Origin of the sequence: Duganella rhizosphaerae, from assembly GCF_040364205.1 — a bacterium.
GTDB classification, from domain to species: domain Bacteria; phylum Pseudomonadota; class Gammaproteobacteria; order Burkholderiales; family Burkholderiaceae_D; genus Rugamonas; species Rugamonas rhizosphaerae.
On sequence record NZ_BPWK01000018.1, the window covers coordinates 77,957 to 101,876 of the forward strand.

Below are 23,920 nucleotides of genomic sequence, written 5' to 3' on the forward strand. Positions count from 1 at the left end.
TTTCCCCAGTTTTAGTAGGTGTAGAACATGCGCTGGATTTCCTTGCTGTCGCTGGTCTTGGTCAGTGCCAGCATCAGCAGGATGCGCGCTTTTTGCGCGTTCAGCGTATCGGAGACCACGAAGTCCAGCTCATCGTCGTTGGCTTCGCCGTTGCGGGCCACGATGCCTTGGCCGACGCGGGCTGAGCGCACGATCAGCACGCCTTGCTTGCGGGCTGCGGTCAGCGAAGGCAGGACCTTGGAAGCCAGGCTGCCATCGCCGACACCGGCGTGGATGATGCCCTTGGCGCCTGCGCCCACCAGCGCGTTCAGCGCCACCGGGCTGACGTTGGCGTAGCCGTAGACGATGTCGACCTGCGGCAGCGCGTCCAGCTTGCTGATGTCAAACTCGGTGTCGGCCGTGTGCTTGCGGGTGCTGGTGTGGTAGAAGTAGGGCTTGTTGCCCTGGATGTAGCCCAGCATGCCCAACTCCGGCGTCTTGAAGCTGTCCAGGGTCGAGGTGTTGGTCTTGGTGACGTCACGCGCGCCCTGGATCTGGTCGTTCAACGCCACCAGCACGCCCTTGCCGATGGCTTCCTTGCTGGCCGCCAGCAGCACGGCGTTGTACAGGTTGATCGGGCCGTCCGCCGACAGCGCGGTGCCCGGACGCATGGCGCCCACCAGCACTACCGGCTTCTTGCTCTTGACGACCAGGTCCAGGAAATAGGCGGTCTCTTCCAGCGTGTCGGTGCCGTGGGTGATGACGATGCCGTCCACATCCGGCTGGGCCAGCAGCACGTTGACGCGCTTGGCCAGGGTCAGCCAATGCTCGTTGCTCATGTTTTCGCTGGCGATCTGGAACACTTGCTCACCCTTGACTTGCGCCACCTTGGCCAATTCCGGCACGGCCTGGATCAGGCGGTCGACCCCGACTGTAGCGGCGGTGTAGCCGACCGTGGTGGTGCTGGTGGCCCCGCTGCCGGCGATGGTGCCGCCGGTGGCCAGGATGGTCACATGGGCCGATGGTGCGGCGTCAGCGGCGCGCACCGCTGGAACGGCCCCGGCCAACAGCGCCAGGGCGCACAGCGCGGACAACACACGGGAGGAAATAGGAACGAACATAGAGTCTCCAAGAAGATAAGGGGGATGGAATAGGGTCTGGTCCCGAAAGGGACCAAACCCCGGTGGTGCTTTGTGGGTTTTATTCGCCGGGATGTCAGAACTTATGTCGGATGCCGACCGCCAGTGCTCGCGATCCATCTCCGGCAGCCGGCGTGCTGCCGCCGCTGGAGGCATCGCCCACCACATTGGTGGCGGCCAGTTCGTTGTGGATGGTGCCGAATGAACTGTAGAGGTTGGTGCGTTTGGACAGCGTGTAGGTATAGCCCACCGCAAACTGTCTTCCGCCCCGCTGGGTCGCGGAACGGTCCTGCTTTTTCACATACGAGGCCAGCAGCTTGCCCTGTCCGAGCGGCACGGAGGCACCCAGCAGGAAGTCGCGGAAATCGCCGCCGACGTCGTTCTTTTCGGTTTCAAACGCGGCATGCATGGTCGCGGGGCCGAAGTTGTAGCTGGCGCCCAGCAGGACCTCTTTCATCGTATTGAACGAAGTGACCTTCAGGCTGTCATATGCGAAGGTTCCCACCAACGGGCCAGCCGCGTAGTCGACGGAAAAAGCGATGGTGCGGCCCAAGCTGCTATCGCCGGCCTGTTCGCCAAAACCATACATCACGGTGGCCGACAGTCCATTCAGCTTGGGCGTTGCATAGCTGATGGTGTTGTTGGTACGTGCCGTGCCGATGCTCATCAGGTTGGTGGCGGAACCGGTAAAGCCGGTTTCAAACGGGTCGATGCCGTCCAGCGCGATGAAGATCGGGTTGCATTGACGGCCCAGGTTGACGGTACCGGCGCTGGTAGTCAGGCCGACATAGGCATGGCGGCCGAACAAGGCGCCGTTCTGGCGTGCCTTGCCGGTGTCGAGATCGAGCCCGTTCTCCAGCACGAAGTGGGCGTTCATGCCATTGCCCAGGTCCTCCTGCCCCTTGAAGCCCAGCCGGCTGCCGGACTGCACGCCAGTGGCCAGCTTGGTGACCGAGCCATCGGCGCCCCCTGTTTCGCGGGCGATGCCCGCGTCCAGTATGCCGTAGACGGTGATGCCGGATTGCGCCGAGGCGGCGCCGGCGGCGAGCAAGAGACCAGCTACTAATAATGCTTTCATAAACGATCCAATAAGGTTGTGCGATAGGTACGACCACGCGACCGGGCACGCTGGAATGCCGCACCCGGAAAATCGAGGGTGCAGCGATACCCGCCGGACCTGCGGGAGCAAGGTCCGGGCTCGGTCAGCCGTGAATTAGCGATGGAGTGACGCGCAAGCGGCGCCGCCAGACGGGCGGCGCCGGCGCTTACGTCAAGAAGCTGGCTTGCGCGTTCGGGGGGGAATTACTTTGTTCATTTTTTGTCTCCGTTTTATTTATAGTAAAAAGCGACTCGAAGCGGATGGCCGTCAGCGAATATACTTTTCACAACAGAGATAGCACTATCCGTGCCATGGGAATGGCAAGCCGGACTATTGAACCAAGCCATTGATTACATGAATTTTTTTTGAGATGGGTGGGGCCGGGCGCCAATGCCCGAGTATGAATTGTCATACCCGGACCTTGAGCTGAGTATAAATTTCGGTACCGCCGCCACGATCGAAGGGAAGAGAAAACAGCAGGCACGGCCTGTCAGGACCAGTCCGCCTCGCCTGTTTGTGCCGAAGCGGCGGCCGGGCCGAGGAGCGCGGCATGCAGTTTGGATAGCGTCCATACTGCGCCTATCACGCCCAGCAGCAGCACCCCTGCCACCAGCAACAGCGTTGCCGGGGGCACGGCGCGCCCATGCAGCAGCATCGGACGGATCACGCCGAAATACAAGCCGGCGCCCACGCCGGATATGCCCATCAGCGCGCCCGCACAGGCGCAGAAAAATGCGATCTTTTTGCTGCTTTGCATGTCGTCCCTCCCTCAATTCAAGCTTGTCATGCCGGCGCCGGCCATGCGCCGTCTAAAGTAAAAAGCCGCGCCACCCAAGGCGGCTGCAAGCATCAGCACCAGCGCACAGCTCTGCCAATCGCTTTGCATGGACATGTCGAGATCGGCGCCTGGCAGCGCGATCTTCAAGCTTTGCTGGCGCATCGCCAGGCCGCTTGCGAACATCGCCAGCGCCGCCCCCGCAGCGCCCAGCAGCGCGCCCTCCAGGACGGCCGCAGCCTCTATCTGGCGATGGCTGAAACCGATGGCGTGCAGCGTTGCGTAGGCCGAGCCGCGTTCGAACGCGATCACTCCGGCCAGCATCGCTTGCGCCAGGCCGGCGCAAAACACCACCAGGCAAAGCACGCACCGCCATAACCACAGCACGCCTTGCTTGACGTTGGCCGTGACTTGCTCGACCTGGCGCCGGTATTGCACCAGTTCGAGCGACTTCTCGTGCACGCGGCCCAGCGCGGTGCGCAACGCCGTCAGCGTCCGCGCCTCGCCGCCGTTGGGCAGGCGCAAGCTCAGCGAACTGATGACGCCAGCCATATCGAAGTCGGTTTGCGCCGTCTGCAAGGAGGTGACGATATCCCAGTCGCCACCGCCAAATGGCGACGTGGTGACGCCCACCACATCCCAGCGCCGTCCGGCCAGCACGACGCCGCCGGTTGTGCCGCCATGCTCGGCCAGCCAGTCGAACAGAGGCTGAGTCAGCAATACCTCGCGGCTTCCCTCGCGCGGCCAACGACCCTGGCGCAAGATATATTCGCGATTTCCGGTCAGGCTGATGCCGCGCAGCGTGGCGGCGGTCAAGGCGCTGCGGGCCGGGTTCTCCACGTTGACGTCGAGCGCGATGGCGGCGCTGATGCCGCTGTCGTCCAGTCCTGCTTCGCTGCTCATCAATGCGGCCGCCATGGAGCCGATTTGCGCCGGGAAAAAACTATGCGTTTCCACCGCCGCGGCGCTCTCCATCACCAGATAACGATCGGCCGGGATTTGCTCGATGCGTTGCTGGAACGCGCTGAAGAATGCCAAGCCGCCCGACAACAAGATGGTCGGCGCCGCCAAGGCAAACAGGAAAATAAAGAACCGCAAAGGCTTCTGCCGATGGGCCCGCAGGAAGATCGCCAGCAGATGCAGGGTCGCGCCGATCACATCGTCTCCTCGTTCAACGCCGCCGGGGCCGTGTTGTGCAAAGCCATATAGATAGCGCAATAGCTGCAGGCGGCCGTGAGTAGCGCCACGCCCACCGCGCCGGCCAGGCCGAGCGCGGGCGACTCGAAGCGCAGCCACGTCACGTCCGTCGTCAGGGTGCTGCCATCGAGCAGGTAGGCCAACGCAAACGCGCTCGCGCAGGCGGAACCCACCATCAGCGACACGCTGAGCAGGATGCGGCGATACAGATGCGCCCGGGTAAAGCCCAGACACAGCAGCAGCGCAAAGCCAGGCCGGTGCACCACGCCGTTCAGGTAGAAAATCAAGGCCGGGATCGCCAACACCGTCAGCAGGACGCAGGCCACCACCGCGATCGCCAGCGTGCGCAAATTCATCACGGAATGCAGATGCGCACCCTGCGCCGCCGAAAACGGGCCGCTGCGGGTCGCGTAGGTGTCATGCGCAAAACTGGCGTCGATGCGCTTGGCCAGCTCGGCGCTGGCCGTCGCGCCGCCGGCGCTGCGCACCAGAATCGCGCTGACAATGCCGCGATACGCCGGCAACGCCTGTTCGATCAGCTCGCGCCCCACCAAAATACAGTATTCGCAATCGAGCGCCGGCGTGCGTTGAAAGCTGCCCTGCAAGCTCAGGCTCAATGCCTGTTTTTGTCCGCCGTTCAGTACCAGCACCTGCAGATTGCTGTCCGCATCCATGGACAGGCGGCGCCACAGGGCGGCGCTCACCAAGACGCCGTCGCGCCGTTTCCGCCAGGCGGCCAGGACGTTCGGTTCGACCCCGAGCTGCGGCACGACGCCCGGAAAGCCGTCCTTGTCGACCAGCAAAATCGCGCTGGTGTGGCTGAGAACGGGCAGCCAGGCGAGCGCCGAGCTGAGTTCGGAACTGGCCTCCACGCCGGCGAGCTTGTCCACCCGCTCCAGGTAGGAGAACGGCAGAAACTGCTGTGGCGACAGGGCATTGCTCACGATGAGCAGGTCGGGCTGGGGCGTGTTGAGGCCCGTCCAGTAGCTGTTGGCCATTAACATCACGGCCAACAACGAGGCCGCCAGCACCAACAACCAGCAGGCCATCAACTGGCGCAGATGTTGCCGCATCAATCCCAGCATCGCCAGCCTCGTTGCGCGTCAGACATGGCACACCCCGCGCACGGCGGACGGAGGCGTTGCCGACAGCAATTTCCCTCCTTGCAAAAACAATCTGCGATCGGCCTGTGCCGCCAGCTTGTCGTTGTGTGTGATGAGCACCACCGCGCGGCCATGATCATGCGCCAGTTGCTGCAACAGTTCAAAGATATCGTTGGCCGCCTCTTCGTTCAGGCTGCCGGTCGGCTCGTCGCACAGCAGCAATGCCGGGGCGGCCGCCACCGCCCTGGCCACCGCCACCCGCTGTTGCTCGCCGCCGGATAATTGGCTGGGCAGCGATGTGAGCTTGTGCCCCAGCCCCACGTAGTCCAAGGCGGCACAGGCTTGCTCGCGGCGCAGTTGCCGGCTCAAGGGCTTCAGCTTCAGGCCCAGTTCGACGTTTTCCTGCGCGGTCAGGAAAGGCAGCAAATTGAAACGCTGAAAGATGAAACCCAAATGCTGCGCCCGCAGGCCGGCGCGGGCATGTTCGTCGAGCCCCGCCAGATCCTGGCCCAGCAAGCGTATCTCGCCCTTGTCCGGCGCCTGGATGCCGGACAGCAGCCGCAACAGCGTCGACTTTCCGCTGCCGGAAGGTCCGCTGATAGCCAGCAGTTCGTGCCGGCGCACAGCGCAGTCGCTGCCTTGCAACACCTGTTGCCGTCCGGCCGGCGAGACGTAGCCATAATGCAGGCCCCGCGCGCTGACCACAAATTCTTCGTCCATGGATTCTTCCTGTTCTGTTCAGTGTTGCTTGGCGTCCGGCTCGCAACGCGCATCGTTCGGGCCCACAAACAGCACGCTGGCCTCGCCGTTCAAGATCGGCCATTCGCTGGTTTCACGCTTGCTGGCCAGATAAACGGTGAGCGTGCCGCGCTGGCGGTCGGCCGTTTGCGCGACCTCGTCGATCACAAAGGGGCGCAGTTTGATTTTGTCCGGCTGGGCAACGGCGCTGACCAGGGCGCAACCGGCCTGCTGCACCTTGGCGTACAGGCTCTCCTGCACCGCCAGTTCGACCCGCAGCGAATGCGGGTCCACCAGTGTCAGCAGACCGGACTGTACAAAGCGCTCGTCGTAATTCCCCGGCGAGACGACCTCGCCTTCGGTGGCGGCGATGGCGATCACCTTGCCGGCGAACGGTGCGCGCAAACTCAGCTGCCGCTGGCGTTGATCGATGCCGAGCAGATAGTTGTGCAGTTCCCGTTGTTGTGCCTGGGCGATTTCCAGACGCAACTTCGCCTGCTCCATCGCCAGCCGTGTCCGCGCCAGGCTTTGCGTGGAGACGAAACCTTGCTGGCGCAGGTCTTCCTGCTGCCTGAATTCGCTGGAGGCCTGTTGCATGGCGAGTCTCTCCGTGTTGATCTGCAAAACCTGTCCATCCAGCTTGGCTTGCGCCGCCGCCCGTTCGGCGTCGCCGCCCGCCACGTCCAGCAGCAGTAATTGCTCGCCCGCCCGAACGTGCTGTCCTTCATGCACCGCAATCCGCGCGACCCGCGCCACCACGTTGCTCGTCAGACGCGACAAGCGGCGTGCAATGAAATGCCCGCTGATATGCATTTCGCCGGCCGGTTCGGGTGCGCCGCTGGCCGCCACCGCCTGGCTGGGCCGCGCGGCTTGCACCGGCGCCGCCCCTGTGGCCCGTGGCCGGGAATACCAGGCGGCAAAGGCCAGGCATGACAGCACTAGCACCAGCACCAGCGCGGCGCGCCATGGCAGGGAAGACGCGCGGGCCGCGCTAGCCGGACGCGCCTCCGGCGGCACCGTCGCGTGTTCCTCGACCCTGGCGATCATGGCCTGCAATTTCTTTCTGGCGCTGTCGCTGTCGGGGCGGGCATCGGCGCCCGGCGCGGCCTGGGCGTGGATCGGCGGCTTCAACTCTGTACCCACATCAGAAAGCGGTAGGCCGCCACCAGCATCGCCGCCACCAGGGCCAGCGCGCCGGGCAGCAGGGAGTAATTCCAATACCGCAGCACGGAGGCATGGCCGCCGCAGGCCGGCAGCGCCTGGCCGAGGTCGCTATCATCCAAGGCCAGCAAGTTGAAGAAACTGCTGAAACAGGCGAAGAACGCCGCAGGCCACAAGATGACGGACACCGGCGCCGCCGCCATCAACAGCAGCAACTGCGCCAGACAAAACAGCTGGTCACACCAGGGGCCCGCCAGATACACCGCGCGGCGCGTGCCGTCGCACTGCAAGCCCGCTTGCGGTGCGACGACATAGCGCGGCCGGGGCCAGCCGCCTTGCCAAAATTGCAGATGCGCGCTGTGCAAAGAACAGATCCTGCCCGCCAGCCAATGTGCTCCCTCGTGTCCCGCGACCATCGCGCTCATGCTCAACAACAGCCAGCCCACGCTGCACGCCGCGGCGCTGCCGCCCGACCAGCCCGGTGCCGAGCATACGCGCGCTGCGGCGAACAGCAAACCGCCATTGACGCCATACAACAGCCACAAGGCCAGCAGCTGCCCCGCGCCACGGCGCTGGCGCGGCCAGACGATCAATTCGCCGTTCATCGCGCCGGCACTTTGCCAAACGAAAAGGAGAACAGGCCGGAGAGCTGGGCGTACTCGCGCGGCAAGGCACGCAGCAGATCGCTCTCGACCATGATGCCGGCCGGGCAGCCGCCGTGCCGGACCGCCTTCAGGCCGAGCCAGAAATGTCCCACCCAGCGGCCCACGCAAGCCAAGGCCATGTCGTGTCCGCTCGGACCGAATTCACCGACCAGGTCGTGCAACGGCGCCAGCATGAAGATCGCGGCCGGCGCCGCGTTGAGGTTTTTCTGCACCGTGAGATCGTCCAGCTGATGCGGCAGGAGCTGGCCCGGTTGCGCCGCGTCGAGGCGGGCCAGGCCGGTCTTCAGATTGAAGCTGTAGCTGCCCTGTCCCTGGCCCTCGCGCACCAGCAGCAGCACGACCAGCTGTTCGGCCAGCTTGTGCTCTATCGGCGTCAGCATGGACAGCTCGGCGCCGCGCAGCAGGCGCTCGATCCGTGCGACGGAAATGCCCAGGCCGTCGTAGTCGCGCAGCGCGTGGCTGGCGGCAAGGCGCTGATCGAGCTTCAGCGCCGCCTTGGGCCTGGCCAGTGCACTCAGCCATCCCGGCGCGCTCAGCTCCGCGCACCAGCCGGCCCCGTAGCGATGGGCGCGGTCGGCCAAGGCCGCAATCACACTGGGCAGTCGATGGCCCGGATCTTCGAAGCGCAGGTCGATACCCAGCGCGGTGGCGGTAGCCTCGCAGAACGCGCGCGCAACGCCGGCGTCGAGGTGGACCAGATTCAAGCCGAACGTGCTGTACTTGCTTTGCGCTTTGCCCAGGTTCATCAGGCAGGCCAGCCACACCCGTGGCTCGGCCTGCGTGTCGCCGAGTGGCAGCGGACGGGTAAAGACCACTTCGAACTGGTCCACCACGGGCACATAGCGATACAGGATTTCCAGCCCGAGGGTGGGGCAGCGCAACACCGCGATGCCCTCCGGCGAACCGAGATTGCCCCCGGTGGGCGTGGTGCGCTTCAATGCCGGCCCCGAAAGCGCATAGCCGAATACGCGCCGCGCCAGTTGTTGCGCCACGTTCAACAGGCGCTGCGCTGTCACCGGCAAGACGAGATCGCTGTCGAAATGGGCCGGGCGCGGAATTTCTTCTGCGGCCGCGATGTGGCGTGGATCGTAGTGCACCTCGTGCATCTTGCTGCCGATAAACCGCTTGGGCGGCGTCGCGATGCCGGCCAGGCGCTCCAGGCGCGCCCAGCCGTCGCTGGACAGGGCAGCGTGCTGCGCCAGCGGCCGGCCGTCCAGGTGAAAGCGCCGCACGATCGGGCGCTCGCTCACCCGCGGCTCGCCGCCATGCCAGTCCCAGGCTTTGCTGACGTTGACCAGGCGCAGCGCGGCGCAGCGGCTGAGCACCAGCGTCAGTGTATGCACCAGAACGGCGAACTGCAGGTTCTCGGCGCCGTCATTCACGCCGAACGCCAAGCCACGGGTCGCGTCCAGATAGCAATACGCATTCGCGCTGCCCTGTCCCAGGATCATCGGACCGATGTGGAGCGCGCTCTGGCGGAACGAGACCAGCAGGATGGAATGTCCCGCCGCCATCAAGGCTGCGGTGCGCGGACAGAGCTGGTCCTGGTCTTGCAGGCAGATGACCAGCTGAGCGGGATCGGGCTGGTCGCTGCCCAGTTGCGGCCGCAACCCCGCCTGGCGCGCACGCGCGGCAAACCGCTCCAGCAATGCGGCGTTGCTGCCCAGCAGGGAAAACTCGAGGCGGGCCGCGTCGGCGACGGCGGCGCGCGAGCGGAACACCCTGGTTTGATCCATCAGCGGCGCCAGCGACACGGCGAAGCGGTCTTCATCCTCCGGCTGCGGCGCTGCGCCGCCTTCCTCCAGCAGGCCATGGCGCGCCAGCTGTATCAGCAAGTCGCGCGTGGCCTCGGTTTCTTCGCCCGACTGCAACAAGAGCTCGGACATGGTCTGGCTGCCATTCAATTGCTGCAAAAACCGGACGATGTCCAGGCCCCGATCGAAGGTCGGCAACATCGGCGCGTTCAGGCCGCCCAGCAGAATCACCCGCTCCACGCCGCACGGCACCAGCATCACTTCTTCCAGCAGGCTGGGCCGTTCAGGCAGGACGCTGTCGATCTCCACATCACCGGTCAATTTCATGCTGCCGCTCCTTGTTTCGTGGTGGCGCCGGCCAGGCAGGCCTGCAGTTCGGGTACGAAGGCCACAAAGCGCCGGGCGCCGATGCGCGCCGCCGGAATGCCGGCCTGACGGCAAGCGCAGGCATGCAATGGCAGCACGCGGTCGGCCAGGATATTCAGGCCGCCGATATCGAGCGCCAGCGCCTGGTTTGCCCGGCCCGCGGCGATTTGCTGTTGCACCAGTTCGGCCGCCAGTTGCAGCGTGCTGCGGTTCCAGTTGTGGTAGGCGAACTTGAGGTTCTCGTCGCAGATCCGCACTGCCGCCCGCACCACGAAATCGTTCAACGGCTGGGGAGGATGGCTCAAAAGGCGGGCGACGTAGCAGGCCGCGCAGGGACCGTCGCCATTGCTGAGCACAGGGGTGATGAACAAAAAGCGCTCAAACAGAAACACCCCCAGCAAGCGCTGGTCGCCGGCCAACTGGCGCCCATACTCCTGGAAACTTTGCAGATTGAGCGCCGAGGCGCAATACACATGCAGACCGGCGCCGGCGTCCGCGCGCTCCGCCCAAGGCTGAAGCAATGCCGCGAGGGACAGTCCGAACTGTCCGGTAGAAACGAGTTGGATATTGTTCATATTCTCAAGCAAAAGATTGCGGAAAGGGAGTAATGGCCTCGTCCAGCGGCGCCTCGATCCGCCAGTGCTGGTGCATCTGCCGCAAGCGATGGGACGCCAGGAAGCGGCAGCGCATATCGGTCGTCATCGGCATCAGGCCGGGGATCAGCGCGCGAAACACCCGTACGCCCGCATCGTGCAGATCGTCCGGCGTCAATTCGCTGATGAGAATGTCGTGCCCGTTTGCCCTGGCCTGCGTCAGCAGCCATTGCAAACGTTCGGCGTCGTTGCCGGCGTCCGGCTGGCTTGCCAGCAGTTCGCTCAAGCCGACCGTCGCACCGGAGGCGCCGAGAAAATCGAACGCGGCGGCGCGTTCGGGCAGCGCCATGAAGACCGCGCCCTCTTCGATGCTGGCGCACTCTGCCGCAGTCTCGCGCGGCTTGATGCGGCCGGTATCCAGGCCGGCGCTCATGGACACCATCTCGCGCAGCGCATTCGCTACGGCGGCGTGATAGTCGAAGTTGGCGGCGCATGTGACCAGATTGGCGGCATACGGATGGTTCGGACGCCGTCTGTGCAGATAGACGATAGGCAGGCCGAAATCGCTGCGCGCATCGTAGAAGGCGAATTCCTCCTGTCGCAGCAGCGGTTGCACGGCCGGCGCGAAGCTTGCGATCTCTTCCTCCGTAAACCGGATCCGCCGCAAAGGATGGCGTAACAGCCAGTTCAGCGCGATCGCGTCGCGTTCGATCACTTCGCAAATGGCGGAGATGATGCAGCGCCGCCAGTCCGTATGCGCGGCCAGCCCGGTCGAAATGGTGTACGTGAAGCGCTCGGCGGTCCAGCCGCGCGGTTGCAGATGGGTCAGGGCCAGCGGCACGGCCTGCTCGCGGCCGGTGCACAGATTCCAGGCCGCGATCCAGCGGATCGGCGCCGTGGGGTCGAAATTGGTGTAGATCTGCTGCGGCAAGGCCAGTTCGGCCTCGGACAGCAGCGGCAGGCTGCGCCAGTCGAACGCATCCTCCCCCAATTCCTCGGCGCTGGCGATCCGGTATTCGCCTTCCCGCAACACGCAGGACGCATAGCGTTCCAGGGTTTCGCAGACGGCCTTCAGCTGTGCCAGTTCGGCATCGATATCGGTGCCCGCGCCCGACATGGGAACGCCCCACAGCGGGTTCAGGAACGGCGACGAGGCGCCATCATGCAAGGCGACCGTGCTGCCGCTGACGCAGGAATAGATGTGATAGGCGCTGTCGATAAAGCTACCGGGTGGCAGCATCTCCACCTTCTTCAACAAGCTCATGTGCGTGCCGCACAGTGTCATCGGGCTCATGCGCTGACCTCGTCGAGTACGCGTTCGCGCGGCAGGGAATTGGCTAACAGCAGCAGATAATCGGTTTCCACCTGGCTGAATGCCAGCAGGCTCAAAAATTCCCGGCAGACGAGCAACATGTCGTGCATATTCTGATTCTCCTTGGCGAGTTCGAGGCGCAGCGTGCCGGCCCAGGTTTTCCCCTGTCCGTCCAGGACCAGGCGCTGCTCGTTGGCCTCGCGCTGCAGGCTGGCGCACAGGCTCAGCAAGGCGTGGCGCGTTTCCGGGTCTGTGCAATGCAGCATCAATTGCGCGGGATCGGGCGGACCGTCATCCCGCCACAATGGCTGCAGCACTTCCGCCAGGATCAACGGCAGGCTGTCTTTCAGGCGTTTGCGATCCACCCGCAACCATTGCGCCGCCAGGGCGGTCAGGCGGCACAGCAGCCCGGGACTGAGGACGCTGCTGGGGCGCAGGTTGGCGAGCCAGTCCGCCCATGTGACCTGCGTGCATGTCACATACGGGAAGCCGACGAACAGCCGCGCGCCGCCGTCGAAGACCAGGCCGGCCTGATCCCACAACAGGCTCTGCTCGAAATGGTCGAGCTGGCGTTCCGCCCAAACATAGGCGGCGCGGCGAAAGGCGTCGGCGTCGCGCTGCGGCAGGCGCAGCACGCTATCGAGCGTGCTGCGATTGGATAAGGTGCTCAAGGCATAGCAGTGCAAGCTGGCGCCGCCGGGCTGGCGCTCCAGGAAGTCCAGCAAGGCGCGGGCGAAAGGCAGCGCTAACCCTGGACGGGCGCCAAAATCCACCAGCAATCGCACGTCCGAAGTGTGCTCAGTATCCGCAACGTCTAGTCCCAACATATATTCATTCCCCCGCTGTATATTTGAAATTTTTGACAGTGAACCACAGGGCCAGTACCGAAAAAACGGCCAAAAAGACAATCGATTGCCACACGGCGAAGGTGGCATGGGCATCGGCCATGACGATGCGTAACAGGTTGCTCACATGCGTGGTCGGCATGAAAAAGACGATGGGACGCAAGAAGTCGACCGAGGACGCCGGCATGAAAAGGTCGCCGAGAAAACAGGTGACCAGATTGGTGATGGTGAACGCATGCACCCCCTTGGACAGGTTAGGCAGCACGGCGCCCAGCGCATAGCCCAGCAAGATCAAGGGAATGCCGCACAGCGTCGCCACCAGCAGCGTGAGCAGGGTCTGTTGGAATCCCATTTGAAAGTGATAAAAGGCGAACGCCAGCCCCAGCATGAAGGCCGTCTGCAACACCACGAACAGCAGCCGGGTCGCCAGCTCCGCGCCGATGTAGACATAGAACGGAACCGGGAAATTGCGGTAGAGGCGCAACGCTCCGCTCGACCGGTCCTGCAGCAATTTGACGCCAGCCGAGAACAGCCCCAGGTTCAGCAAGGCCATCACCAGGATGCCGGCGCTGACCTTGGCCACCCCGAGCTGGGTCTCGGCATCGCCAAGGCTGCTGGTCAGGATGGAAATATCGCCGGCGCCGTCCTCCGCCGTGGACGACGCGCGGAGGGCGCGCGCCAGCAGCAGCGCCACGACGTGGTCGCCCGGCGCGATGTGCAACACCAGGCCGTGGCCGGCGGTGCCGCCCGCCAGCACCATGCGCGCCTGCTGGCTGGCCAATAGCTCGTCCGGGCTGGACGTGCCGGTGGCGGCTTTCAACTCCAGTCCGGGGATCTTCAGTTTTTGCAAGCGGGCCAGTTCGGCTGCCGGCAGGCCGGGTGCCGTCAGCACCACCATCGACGGCTCGGCGCCGCCGCTCATCGAAATCGGAATCAGGTAGATGACGAAAAAGATCAGCGGCACCCCGCTGGCCATCAGCACCGACACCCAATTGCGAAAATAGGAGGCGAATGCGATCCGCGCGAACACCCCGAATACGCGGCGCCCGGTGGCGCCGGACGCCGGGGTGGCGGCTGCTGTGATCGAACTAGTGTTCATGAGAAATCGTATCCAGGTAAATGTCTTCCAGTTTTCCGCTCGACACCTGCACGCCTGATACAAAGCCGTGCTCCGTTTCAGCGCGCAGCAAATGGTCCAGGAACTGCGCCGCCGCGTCGTGGTCGCACTCGACTTTCCAGCGCCCCTGCGCCAGGCTCAGCGGCACGCTGGCGCCGCCGTTCAGCGCGGCCTGCAATGTCTTGGTCACGGATTCCGGCGCGCTGAACTCGAAGCGCAAGCTGCCGCGGTTCATTTGGCGCAGTTGTTCCGAGGTCGCGTCCAGCTTGATTTCGCCGTGGTCCAGGATGTAGATCCGATCGCACAGCGCGGCCGCATCTTCGAGCTCGTGCGTGGAGAGCAGCACGCCGAGCCGATGCGTCCGGCAGCGTTCCACCAGCAATTCCCGCATCGCGCGCCGCGAGCGCACATCGAGCGCCGAGGTCGGTTCGTCCAGTATCAGCAGACCTTGCCGGCCATAGACCGCGCAAAAGAAAGCCAGGCGCTGCTGCTGGCCGGCGGACAGGCTGCCGATGCGCTTTTTCAGAAACTGTCCCAGGCCCAGGCGCGCGATCAAGTCCGCGCCGTTCTCGTGCGGGTAGAGCGAGGCATACAAATCGACGAATTCCGCCACCTGGCTATAGCCCGGCAACGCATAGCGCTGGAACATCAGGCCGATGTCGCCGCGCTCCTGCGGCGTCAGTTGGGCGGGAGGCTTGCCCAGCACCGCCACGCTGCCGCTCGACGGCAGCAGCAAGCCTTCCAGCAATTCCATCAGCGTCGTCTTGCCGGCGCCGTTCGCGCCCAGCAAGCCGACTATTTCGCCGCGCCTGACATGGATGCCAACGCGGTTGAGCGCCAGGGTCTGGCCGTAGAACATGCTGACATCAGTCAGTTCACAGAGTTTTTCCATCGTCCCCATTCCTCGCCGGAAGACACCAACAGGAAGCATCCTGTTGACATCTTCTGTGCGCCAATCACTGCATCATGGCGCTCTGTTTGCTACAGCCGACATGCGCCTTCTTTAGATGCTTGAGCAGCCAAAGGAACCGATCGAACCAGCCGTACCAAAAGTTCCGCAAGCAGAGCCAGCGGAGCCGAAAGTGCCGGCCGTGCCGATGCAATTGAAAGCCGCTTCCAGTGCTGCGGAGGCGACGCCGGCCACGGGTTGGCTGGTGCCGAACAAGGCCACGTCGAATTTGCTTGCGTCGCTGTCGATACGAATAACTTTCATTTGATGTCTCCTGAATTGTCGATGAATTGGATTAGATGGAACCGCAGCCGAAGCTGCCTGCGCTGCCGAAGGTTCCCGCCGTGCCGCAGGCCGAACCCAGCGTGCCCATAGAGCCGACACTGCCGAAGCAATTGAACGCTGCCTCCAGCGAAGCCGTTGCCGCGATGCCGCCGGACACCTGGGCGTCGACCAGGGCCACGTCAAACATGCTTGCATTGCGATCTAAACGTATGACTTTCATTGCATCACCTTTTAAAAATCGGCCAATTTAAAAATAGGTTCGGCCACCTACCTATCCGGTTGGGCGACTTCAGGCAGCGCTGAGCGGAAGAAGGCGCTCTGGTCGGACCTGGTTACGCTCTTCAGCAAAATATGATCGCGCTTGTATCGGCAATACGAAATCCGCTTCTGGCCGGGGAAAAGCTGGTCGCGCATATTCCTCAGCACGTAGCGCAGGTTGCCGTGCGGGGCCAGGAAATCGACGATCCACAGTTGGTCCCCTTCGTTCCATTCGCTCAGGTGCAGATCCATGCGTCCGCTGTCGCACAGGCGCTGGATGGTCGCTTCGCTCAGGAAGGCCCAGGCCAGCATCGCGACTATTTCACCGTCATCGTTGAAATAGCACTTCACATTGTTGTGCCGGATGGCTGGCAGCCAGACCCTGGCCAGATACGACAGGGGCAGCTGCGCATGGCTGGCGCTCTTGCTCATCAAACTCGTCACCCGGCCCAGGATCTCGTATTGCCGGAGGAACTCGTCGCTGCCGCTGTCGTACACTTGCAGGTAGCTCATGGTGTTCATAGCGCAGCTCCAGGTATCTGCGCATGCAATTGCCGCAGCAAAGCGTCGGCGCCCTCGAGCCGGACCCACACCTTCCCGCTTTGCGCCGGCAGCAGCGCGTCGATCCGGAATGCGCCCGCCGTGGGTTCGGCGATGATGCACTGTGCCTTGCGCACGTAGCGCTCGACAAAGGGGGCGATCTCGCCGTCTTCGGCAATCAATCGCGCGATGCTTTGATCAAACACCGGGCGATACAAGTCGTCAAACGGGACGTTGCAGCGCCAGGCGTTGAGTTTCAAATATGCTGCGGCGTCGGCTCCTGCGCCCTGTTGTTGCAGCCAGGCCGCGCGCAGCGCCATGTAGCTGCTCACCAGCTCAGCGCGCAGGTCGTCGGCCGGCAGACCGGGCTGCAATAGCTCGTCCATGGCGCTTGCCGTGTCGGCGCGCGCGGCGGTCTGCAACAGCGTATTCAGATGGAAATCGCCCATCTTGGCCGGCATTGCGGAGACATGGGTCGGCGATAGTTTGAACGGCTCGCGGTTGCCGCTGGCGATGGTGCGCTGGCAAATGGCAAAGAAACGCTGCACCACCGCAGCATCGATCGCTTCCAGATCGGCTTCAGGAATGCCGGCGAGTTTGCCAAACTCGATGGGGAAACGGGCCGTCAGTTCGGCATGGAAATGGGCGACCCAGGCTGTCGCTGCCAGGATGCCCGTCGTTAGCTGGGCGGGCAGGTATTTCAGCAGATAGCAGTGGAAGTTTTCCAGCGTGTCATACAGGGCGGTGTGCTGACGCCACAAGTCGGGCATGTTCTTCGCCACAATCACCCGGCCGTAATCCGAGACCGTGGTCGGGGTGCCGTAGTCGATCCAGCGGCCGTCGACGCAAATGTTTGAGCCGGACAATCCGCCGTGGAATATCCGCTTGGCGTAGGCGCAGGCAAGCTGCCGCGCGAAACGCGAGGTCATCGCGCACAAATAGCGGTTCAAGTCGTCCGCGCTGCGCAAGCTGCCGCCGTAGGCGCTTTCAAGACCCGCGCCGATCATCTCGATTGCCAGCGCCGCGCGGCGCGCGTCGGCCATGCCGTCAAATGGCTGGCCGGCGGCGGTTTTTTGGAAGATGGCCCGCATGTAGTGCGCCGGCCGCAACGCGGCTTCACGCAAGATCAGGCAGCGACGCGCCTGGCGCGGCCCGTTCGGCGCCGCATACGGGGCGCTGGTTCCCGTCGCGATCAAGCCCAGCGTGCGTACGCCGCCGAATGGCAGCGCAATATGGCAAACCTCGCCCCACACCGCCTCGCGTATGCCTTCCTCCAGCGATGCCGCACCGTGGCTGTGCCAGTAATCGGCATCGGTACCGGCCAGCGGATTGCGTCCGATTCCCTTGACTTGAATTTGCCCGCGCAAGCCGCAGCGCACGCCGCCGCCGTTGCTGCTGATGCCGTTGCCGCCATACCGCTCGGCCAGGAAAATTTGGGCGGGCGCCGTCGCGTCGTAGGCGTCGTCCGGCTCTTCCGGCAATGGCAGGCAGTAGCTGAAATCGTCCGGGTCAAACGAAACCGGGCTGGCTTGATTCGACCAAAGCAGCGTTGCCCTGTGCAGTTTTCGCGTGGCAAACGGCTCAAACGATGCCGCAGGCAGCAGGGCTTCCAAAGACGGCCGCAACGGCGACGCGCTCTCCTGCCCCAACAGCATATTCTTTGGTTCCGCAAGCATCCCTGTCTCCTTGGTCGGTATGGTTTACCGCCACGTTTTATGTTTTGTTTTAGCCCTGTATCGCACCAAATGAGTGCGTATGGCCTAAATTTAGGATGCAATGTGCGAGATTGGTCGTCAAGTGGTTTTTTATAAAAAGATAACTTTACGTACCAGTTATGCAATGCAATAAATACAATCCTGGCCTGATTCAGTGGTTTTTTGTCTCCCGAGATTGCTTGTTATAACTGGATTTTCACTATGAAATTGGGCCAATTTTCGGCGGTTTATATGAAAAGTTGAATATTAATTGTTTATAAAGAAACATTATAATTTGGCATCGAATTCTCGAGCTGAACCAATACCAATTTAATCGTCCGATTTAACTGGTATTAGTGGTGGCGGTTCGCTTCGGTGCGGAGTGGCGCGAGGAGCGGCGCCAAATATGGGGGCGGGAGCGGGGAGCGGGGGCGGGGGACGCAATGAGGCATCAAAGAAATCGATGATGCCGGGATTTTCCTACGGTTTGATGTAGGCGTAGCCTTCCAGTGCTTGCAAACGGCTGATTTCCGCCACGCCGGATGGGACGATGGTCGCTTCCGGCAGCACCTTGTCCTTGCTGATGTTGCGCGCTTTCAGCGTGTTGTTGCAGATTCGGAATTGCACATGGCGGGCCGCCAACTCCTGCACCACCACTTCATACGGATTGCCGTTCTTGTCCTTCTCACCGTCGAGCAGGAAATCGATGCCCCCGCCCAGCGCCACGACGACAATCTGCGCATTGGGACTGGCGTCCAGGTGGTTGCGGATATTGCGCAAGCCGCCCATGGCATTGCCGCTCTCGCTGAAGTGATACACCACTTTTTCCACGCGCGGCGCCTCGGCCTGCGACGCCTGGGCGCACAGCAGCAGCAGGGGCAGCATCAAAATACGGAACAGTTTCATTTGGAGTCCTTGCCAGTTTGCAGAGTTTCTTTTTCCATCAGCAGATACGTGCCATAGGCGTTGAGCCGGTTGGCCTGGCTGAAGGCAGGATAGTCCTTGAACGCGGACCAGTCGGTGCGCGCATAGGCCTCATCAAAGGATAGCAGCTCCTGCACGGCATTGCCCATCTGTTCGCGCAGGTAGCGCAGATAGCGCTGGGTCAGCAGCATGTCCTGGCGCGGCGCGCGCGAGGCCGCGCCGTGGCCGGGGATCACCACGGCCGGCTGCGCGTCGAGCATGCGGTCCAGCGCCTGCAGCCAGCGCTTGCTGTCCGCGTCGCCCACATATGGCAGGCGGCCGCTGAAGAACAGGTCGCCCGCGAACAGCACGTGGTCTTCTTCCACCAGCATCAGCAAGTCTTCCGGCGAGTGGGCGCCGCTGCTGTCGATCACGCGGAAGTGCAGGCCACCCAGTTCGAAGCGCCACGGCTGGCCGTCGGCAAAGTCCAGCCAGCGGTCGGCCGACACCAGTTCCGTGCGTCCATCCACCCACGGCGCCAGTTCTGCACGACGCTGCGCCAGCCGTTCGCGCGCCAGGTCCGAGCGAAGGTAGTCGCGGCCGTTGCGATGGGCGGCGATCACCACGCCGGGCTGGCGCAGGGCTTGCAGGCCGTAGAAATGGTCGGCGTGGTAATGCCCGACGATCACCATCTTCAGCGGCGCCGACGTCACCAGGCGGATCGCGCGCAGCATGGCGGCGCCCAGCGCCGGCGTGGCCAGCGCGTCGTACACCACCACGCCGGCCGGTGTGACAACAAAGCCGGCATTCGACATGAAGCCCTGGTTGGCCTGGCTGGCCATGCCGGCTTCTCCCTGGAAGTAGTAGACATGGGGGCTGACCTGGATCGGCTTGAGGACGATGTCCTGAACGGCCTGTGCCTGTGCCTGGGCCGACAGCGCCGGCAGCAACGCGGCCAGCAACAGCAGTCGGCGGACGAGGTTCATATGGTTTCCTTGGGCGAGGCGAGGGCGGCGGCTTGCGCCTGTTGCAGGCGGTCTTCCAGATAGGCGCCGTAAAAGCCGGCCTGGTCCAGGCCGGGCAAGGCCGGGGCCAGCGTGCGGCTTCCGCTGCCGAGAAATAATACCGTGGGAAAGAAATTCACGTGCAGCTGGCGCAGCACTTCAGCGATGGGCAGCAGCTGTCCGCCCGCGTCGATCAACTGGTCCACCGTATCGCTTTCCAGTTCGCGCAGCACCAGGCGCGGATCGCCTTCACGCAGCAGCGGCGCCAGGTAGTTGCGTCGCACTTCCAGGCAATACGGACAGTCACGGCGCGACACCAGCAGCACCAGCACCGCCCGTGGCGCCGCCAGCGCGGCCAGTTCCGCCCGCAGATCGCGCAGCGGCGGCAACAAAGGCAAGGGCAGGGCGTCAGGCATGGTGGCTCGGGCGGCTCAGGCAGTCATGCCGGGATTGCCGGCCGTGCCCACCAGCGTCGGCTGGTCGGGACGGCGCGCGCGCACCACCGGGTGGGCGCGCAGATAGGTTTCCATCACATCCCAGATCGGCGCGCCGCTGGCGCCCTCGGCCACCGGCGCCCAGCCGGCCACCTTGTAGGTCTTGTCCGCATCGAGCAGCTTGCCGTTCAGCCGCATGTCGCTGATGCGCCGGCCCGTGGCCGCGGCCGGCGTGCAGGTGTAGCTCATGCCGCCCACGCGCACCATGTCGCCGCCCTGCTGGTAGTAGGGATCCGGATGGAACAGGTTGTCGCACACGTCTTCCATGATGGTCTTGATGGTGGCGCCCGTCATCTCGGTCAGCGTGGTGGCCGGATAGGTAATCGCCAGCTGGTCCATCAGGTCGCCGCGCGTGATGGGGGCGCCCGGCAGCAGCGACGTGCCCCAGCGGAAGCCGGGCGAGAACGCCAGGTCGGCGCCCTTGACCGCCAGCAGGCCGTCGACGATCAACTGGTCCCAGCTGCCGTTGAAATTGCCGCGCCGGTACAGCAAGCCTTCGGTGACGGCCAGCGTTTCATCCAGCCTGGCGCGGAACGGCGCGCGCACCGCGTCGATATGCGCCAGCATGGCGCGGTCGGCCGGCAGCAGGTTGGAGAACACCGGCAGCAGGCGGTACTGGTAGCCCTGGATGCGGCCGTCGCGCACGTCGAAATCCAGCACGCCGAGGAACTTGCCGTTCGAGCCGGCATTGGTCACCAGCGTCTGCCCGCCCTGGTTGGACACCACCACCGGCGTCGGCACGCCATCGTGGGTGTGGCCGCCGAGGATGGCGTCGATGCCGGTCACGCGGCTGGCCAGCTTCAGGTCCACGTCCATGCCGTTGTGCGACAGCAGCACCACCACCTTGGCGCCCTTGGCGCGCACTTCCTTGACCAGCGCCTGCAAGCGCTCTTCCTGGATACCGAAGCTCCAGTCCGGCACCAGGTAGCGGGGGTTGGCGATCGGCGTGTACGGGAAAGCCTGGCCGATCACGGCCACCGGCACGCCGTTCATTTCGCGCCAGCTGTAGGGGGCGAACACGGCATCGCCGAAATCGGCCGTCACCACGTTCTGCGCGACGAAATCCACCTTGCCCTGGAAATCCTTCTGCACGATTTCCTGTACGCGTTGCGCGCCCAGCGTGAACTCCCAGTGCGGCGCCATGATCTCCACACCAAGCAGCTTGGCGGCATCGACCATGTCCTGGCCGTTGGTCCACAGCGCCGTGGCCGAGCCTTGCCAGGTGTCGCCGCCGTCGCATAGCACGGCGTGCGGCCGGCCGGCGCGCAGCTGCTGGACCAGCGTGGACAAATGGGCGAAGCCGCCGACCTTGCCGTACACCTTGGCGGCGGCGGCAAAATCGAGGTAGGTGAAGGCGTGCGCGCGCGCCGTCTTCGGCGCGATCTTGAACTGCTTGAGCAAGGCGTCGCCCACCAGGTGCGGCGCCTTGCCGGCCGCCTCGCCGATGCCGAGGTTGACGCTGGGTTCGCGGAAATACAGCGGCCGCAGCTGGGCGTGGCAATCGGTGATGTGCAGCAGGCTGACGTTGCCGAACTTCGGCACCGCATACAGCTGCTCGGCGGCGCCTGGCGCGGCGGCCAGCGCATCCTTGCCGGCCAATGCCAGGCCGCCGGCGCTGGCGATGGCCAGCATTTGCATGAATTCGCGTCGTTGCATGGGGTAGCCCGGCTAAGGTTCGGATGGCTTACTGGTTGACCGGCGATTCAGGTGCCAGCAGCAGCGCCATCACGTCCTGCATCTGCTTTTCCGTCAGGATGCCGGCGGCGCCGAAGCGCGGCATCACCGAACACGCCTGGAAGGCATGCGAGTTGTAGATCTTGGCCCAGGTGTACTTCAGCATCTCCGGCGTCGGGCCGCCGCGCAGCTTGCCATACTGCTGCAAGCTGGGGCCGATATTGCCGAAGGCGATTTCCTTCTGGTCCAGCTTATGGCAGGCATAGCAATTGCCGCCGGCCGCCGTTCCTTTCGGATCGGACGATTGCAGGCCGCGGCCGTTTTGCGCGACCTTTTCGCCTTCCTTCCAGTCGCCCAGATAGTTGCCGTCGGCCGGATAGCGTACGGTGGCCGTGGCCTGCTGCTCGATCTGCTTGCGCTGTGCGGGCTTCAGCGGACGCTGCGCATCCTGCGAGCACAGGCGCTGCGCCTCGGTCTGTTCCAGGCGGTCGACGGTGGCTTCATTCTTGTCGCGGAACGAAGCCTTGAAAGCGGCCAGGTCGGCGGCATCCTTGGCCGCAGGCCCGGCGGCCAGTGCGGTGCTGGAGGCCAGCACGCCCAACAGGGCGGCGGTGATGAATTTGCTTTGCATGGACACTCCGTATCAGCGTTTCAAGCCCGGCGCCGCCATCGTGCCGCCCTTGGCGTTGACGCCGAGGTAGGTGATCAGGTCGATGGCTGCCTGGGAGTTGTATTCCAGTTGCGGGAAGCGCTGCTGGCGGAAGCAGTCGGCCATGCGCCACTGCATGGTGCGCACCGCGCCCTGGCTGACGCGGTAAGCCGGCCAGCTGGCGAAGGCGCCGCGCGCGGCCGCCGCCTGCTGCAGGTTCGGCAGGTCTTGCAGGCGGATGCGCTGGTCGTTCTTGCCGTGGCAGGAGGCGCAGGAAAAATCATGCGGGCCGGCGCGGTAGAAGAACGCCTGCTTGCCGCGCGCATACGCGGCTTTTTCCTCGGCGTGCTGCTGCGGCAGATTGATCTTCATGTCGCGCGAGGCGGCCGATACGTAGGCCGCCAGCGCTTCCATGTCGGTGGCGCGCTCGCCCTGCTCGGAAAACGGCTTGCGCACGATGTCGGCACGGTCGATGCCCTGCAACGTCACCATGCAATGCACCAGCCGCGCTTCGGCGTCCATCACCTTGCCCGTGTCCTTGAAGTAGCGCGGCAGCTCGGCATAGGCGCCGGCAATGACGCCCGGTCCTTTGCCCAGATCGCAGGCTTCCAGTGTGGCCTGCTTGGGGCCGCGCTTGGTGGTCCACAGTACTTCGCCCTGGCCTTCCACCAACTCGGCGGGATTGCCGTCGGCCAGCATGGCGCGGTATTTGGCGATTTCATCGCTGGCGCTTTGCGCCACGGCGCTGCCTGCAACGACCAGCCCCAACAGGCTGGCCCAGGTGACACGGGATAGTGACATGGTGATGTCCTCAGGCTACGGTGACTTGATCGGTGCGGCTTTCGCCCAGATTGTCCTGCCAGCTGACGCTGACCGTATCGCCCTTGGCGCCGCCCTTGAACTTGAAGGCGAGGTAAGGGTTTTGCGAGACCGACTGGCCCCACATGCATTGCAGCACCACGCGCTCGCCGTGCTTGACGGTGACGTCGGTGATGTAGTGCGCGGGCACCACGACGCCGGCCGCGTCCTTGCGCACGCCGGTTTCCATCGGGTGGGCCATCAGTACTTTCACTTCCGTGACGCCGTTGGCGGCGTTGGCACGGATTTTCATTGGATCTGCCATGTCTGCTCCTGTTCTGATTCTGATTAGCCGCCGCAGCCGCCCAGCGTGACCTTGGTTTCCTTGCTCGCCGAGTACAGCTTGCCGTCGGCGGTCTTCACCACCGCCACCACATTGGTGCTCTGGCCCAGTTTCAGGCGGCTCTGCACGGCGGCGGTGGTGCCGTCCGGGATGAGGAACTTGGCGGCCAGCGGGTTCGGGTTCTTTTCGACGAAGAAGTAGATTTCGCTGGTGCCGGGAATATTGGACGCCACGCTCACTGGCACCACGGCGCCGTTTTCAGCGATGTCGGGCGAGGTGATGACGATGTCCTTGCTGTCGGCCGGCGTGCCGCCGACGGCGGCCAGCGCATCGGCCAGGGACTTGGCGCTGAAGCCTTCGCGGCCGCCGGCGGCCAGCGCTTGCTGGCTGGTCACCAGGCCACAGGCCACCAGCAGGCCAAGGGCCGAGCTGGCTTTCAATACGGTACGACGGGTCGGGTTCATGCAGTCTCCTGGTGGTTGCGGA

26 protein-coding genes are annotated in these 23,920 nt (G+C 64.1%); all 26 read right to left on the reverse strand.

The features are described from left to right. Positions 1-11 precede the first annotated feature (11 nt). Positions 12-1,100, reverse strand: a complete 1,089-nt coding sequence (locus tag RUGAMON1_RS28345; RefSeq protein ID WP_445233645.1) for a type II asparaginase — start codon at positions 1,098-1,100, stop codon at positions 12-14. A 94-nt stretch (positions 1,101-1,194) separates the two neighbouring features. After that, entirely contained in the window at positions 1,195-2,196 is a 1,002-nt protein-coding gene (locus RUGAMON1_RS28350) for a porin (RefSeq protein WP_445233646.1), read from the reverse strand. Between the two features lie 511 nt (positions 2,197-2,707). Next, positions 2,708-2,974: a hypothetical protein gene (locus tag RUGAMON1_RS28355; RefSeq protein ID WP_445233647.1), complete on the reverse strand. Its 267-nt coding sequence runs from the start codon at positions 2,972-2,974 to the stop codon at positions 2,708-2,710. A gap of 12 nt (positions 2,975-2,986) precedes the next feature. After that, on the reverse strand, positions 2,987-4,150 hold the full coding sequence (locus RUGAMON1_RS28360) for an FtsX-like permease family protein (RefSeq protein ID WP_445233648.1): 1,164 nt from the start codon (positions 4,148-4,150) through the stop codon (positions 2,987-2,989). Next, entirely contained in the window at positions 4,147-5,274 is a 1,128-nt protein-coding gene (locus tag RUGAMON1_RS28365; RefSeq protein ID WP_445233649.1) for an ABC transporter permease family protein, read from the reverse strand. The genes RUGAMON1_RS28360 and RUGAMON1_RS28365 overlap by 4 nt, the downstream gene beginning before the upstream one ends. Before the next feature lie 18 nt (positions 5,275-5,292). Continuing rightward, a complete protein-coding gene (locus tag RUGAMON1_RS28370; protein ID WP_445233650.1) occupies positions 5,293-6,012 on the reverse strand; it encodes an ABC transporter ATP-binding protein in 720 nt (239 codons plus the stop codon). Between the two features lie 18 nt (positions 6,013-6,030). Beyond that, positions 6,031-7,161: an efflux RND transporter periplasmic adaptor subunit gene (locus RUGAMON1_RS28375; RefSeq protein ID WP_445233651.1), complete on the reverse strand. Its 1,131-nt coding sequence runs from the start codon at positions 7,159-7,161 to the stop codon at positions 6,031-6,033. Further along, positions 7,158-7,796, reverse strand: a complete 639-nt coding sequence (locus tag RUGAMON1_RS28380; protein ID WP_445233652.1) for a hypothetical protein — start codon at positions 7,794-7,796, stop codon at positions 7,158-7,160. The genes RUGAMON1_RS28375 and RUGAMON1_RS28380 overlap by 4 nt, the downstream gene beginning before the upstream one ends. Continuing rightward, complete coding sequence (locus RUGAMON1_RS28385; RefSeq protein WP_445233653.1) at positions 7,793-9,937, reverse strand: hypothetical protein; 2,145 nt, start codon at positions 9,935-9,937, stop codon at positions 7,793-7,795. The genes RUGAMON1_RS28380 and RUGAMON1_RS28385 overlap by 4 nt, the downstream gene beginning before the upstream one ends. Then, positions 9,934-10,551 (reverse strand): hypothetical protein, encoded by a 618-nt coding sequence (locus tag RUGAMON1_RS28390; protein WP_445233654.1) that lies wholly within the window; start codon positions 10,549-10,551, stop codon positions 9,934-9,936. Before RUGAMON1_RS28390 ends, RUGAMON1_RS28385 begins: the two co-directional genes overlap by 4 nt. A 4-nt stretch (positions 10,552-10,555) precedes the next feature. After that, positions 10,556-11,863 carry a SagD/YcaO family ATP-dependent cyclodehydratase gene (locus tag RUGAMON1_RS28395; protein WP_445233655.1) on the reverse strand — a complete coding sequence of 436 codons (1,308 nt, stop codon included), beginning with the start codon at positions 11,861-11,863 and terminating at the stop codon, positions 10,556-10,558. Further along, the gene (locus RUGAMON1_RS28400) at positions 11,860-12,708 is read right to left on the reverse strand and encodes a hypothetical protein (protein WP_445233656.1); all 849 of its coding nucleotides are present in this window, start codon (positions 12,706-12,708) and stop codon (positions 11,860-11,862) included. The genes RUGAMON1_RS28395 and RUGAMON1_RS28400 overlap by 4 nt, the downstream gene beginning before the upstream one ends. Positions 12,709-12,712: 4 nt before the next feature. After that, positions 12,713-13,825, reverse strand: coding sequence for an ABC transporter permease (locus RUGAMON1_RS28405; RefSeq protein WP_445233657.1), 1,113 nt, complete (start codon positions 13,823-13,825; stop codon positions 12,713-12,715). Beyond that, positions 13,815-14,735: an ABC transporter ATP-binding protein gene (locus RUGAMON1_RS28410; RefSeq protein ID WP_445233658.1), complete on the reverse strand. Its 921-nt coding sequence runs from the start codon at positions 14,733-14,735 to the stop codon at positions 13,815-13,817. The genes RUGAMON1_RS28405 and RUGAMON1_RS28410 overlap by 11 nt, the downstream gene beginning before the upstream one ends. 111 nt (positions 14,736-14,846) lie before the next feature. Then, complete coding sequence (locus tag RUGAMON1_RS28415; RefSeq protein ID WP_445233659.1) at positions 14,847-15,056, reverse strand: hypothetical protein; 210 nt, start codon at positions 15,054-15,056, stop codon at positions 14,847-14,849. A gap of 31 nt (positions 15,057-15,087) precedes the next feature. Beyond that, the gene (locus tag RUGAMON1_RS28420; protein ID WP_445233660.1) at positions 15,088-15,264 is read right to left on the reverse strand and encodes a hypothetical protein; all 177 of its coding nucleotides are present in this window, start codon (positions 15,262-15,264) and stop codon (positions 15,088-15,090) included. 80 nt (positions 15,265-15,344) lie between these two features. Next, the gene (locus RUGAMON1_RS28425; protein WP_445233661.1) at positions 15,345-15,857 is read right to left on the reverse strand and encodes a toxin-activating lysine-acyltransferase; all 513 of its coding nucleotides are present in this window, start codon (positions 15,855-15,857) and stop codon (positions 15,345-15,347) included. Then, positions 15,854-17,551 (reverse strand): hypothetical protein, encoded by a 1,698-nt coding sequence (locus tag RUGAMON1_RS28430; protein ID WP_445233662.1) that lies wholly within the window; start codon positions 17,549-17,551, stop codon positions 15,854-15,856. Before RUGAMON1_RS28430 ends, RUGAMON1_RS28425 begins: the two co-directional genes overlap by 4 nt. A gap of 498 nt (positions 17,552-18,049) precedes the next feature. Beyond that, positions 18,050-18,475 (reverse strand): DsrE family protein, encoded by a 426-nt coding sequence (locus RUGAMON1_RS28435; protein ID WP_445233663.1) that lies wholly within the window; start codon positions 18,473-18,475, stop codon positions 18,050-18,052. Further along, the gene (locus RUGAMON1_RS28440; protein ID WP_445233664.1) at positions 18,472-19,458 is read right to left on the reverse strand and encodes an MBL fold metallo-hydrolase; all 987 of its coding nucleotides are present in this window, start codon (positions 19,456-19,458) and stop codon (positions 18,472-18,474) included. The genes RUGAMON1_RS28435 and RUGAMON1_RS28440 overlap by 4 nt, the downstream gene beginning before the upstream one ends. After that, positions 19,455-19,892 (reverse strand): thioredoxin domain-containing protein, encoded by a 438-nt coding sequence (locus RUGAMON1_RS28445; RefSeq protein WP_445233665.1) that lies wholly within the window; start codon positions 19,890-19,892, stop codon positions 19,455-19,457. Before RUGAMON1_RS28445 ends, RUGAMON1_RS28440 begins: the two co-directional genes overlap by 4 nt. Before the next feature lie 15 nt (positions 19,893-19,907). Next, positions 19,908-21,626, reverse strand: coding sequence for a thiosulfohydrolase SoxB (gene soxB / locus RUGAMON1_RS28450; RefSeq protein ID WP_445233666.1), 1,719 nt, complete (start codon positions 21,624-21,626; stop codon positions 19,908-19,910). Positions 21,627-21,654: 28 nt separating this feature from the next. Next, complete coding sequence (gene soxX / locus RUGAMON1_RS28455) at positions 21,655-22,275, reverse strand: sulfur oxidation c-type cytochrome SoxX (protein ID WP_445233667.1); 621 nt, start codon at positions 22,273-22,275, stop codon at positions 21,655-21,657. Between the two features lie 12 nt (positions 22,276-22,287). Further along, on the reverse strand, positions 22,288-23,094 hold the full coding sequence (soxA, locus tag RUGAMON1_RS28460) for a sulfur oxidation c-type cytochrome SoxA (RefSeq protein WP_445233668.1): 807 nt from the start codon (positions 23,092-23,094) through the stop codon (positions 22,288-22,290). A gap of 10 nt (positions 23,095-23,104) precedes the next feature. After that, positions 23,105-23,416, reverse strand: a complete 312-nt coding sequence (gene soxZ / locus RUGAMON1_RS28465) for a thiosulfate oxidation carrier complex protein SoxZ (protein WP_445233669.1) — start codon at positions 23,414-23,416, stop codon at positions 23,105-23,107. Positions 23,417-23,439: 23 nt separating this feature from the next. Then, on the reverse strand, positions 23,440-23,898 hold the full coding sequence (gene soxY / locus RUGAMON1_RS28470) for a thiosulfate oxidation carrier protein SoxY (protein WP_445233670.1): 459 nt from the start codon (positions 23,896-23,898) through the stop codon (positions 23,440-23,442). Between the last annotated feature and the right edge of the window lie 22 nt (positions 23,899-23,920).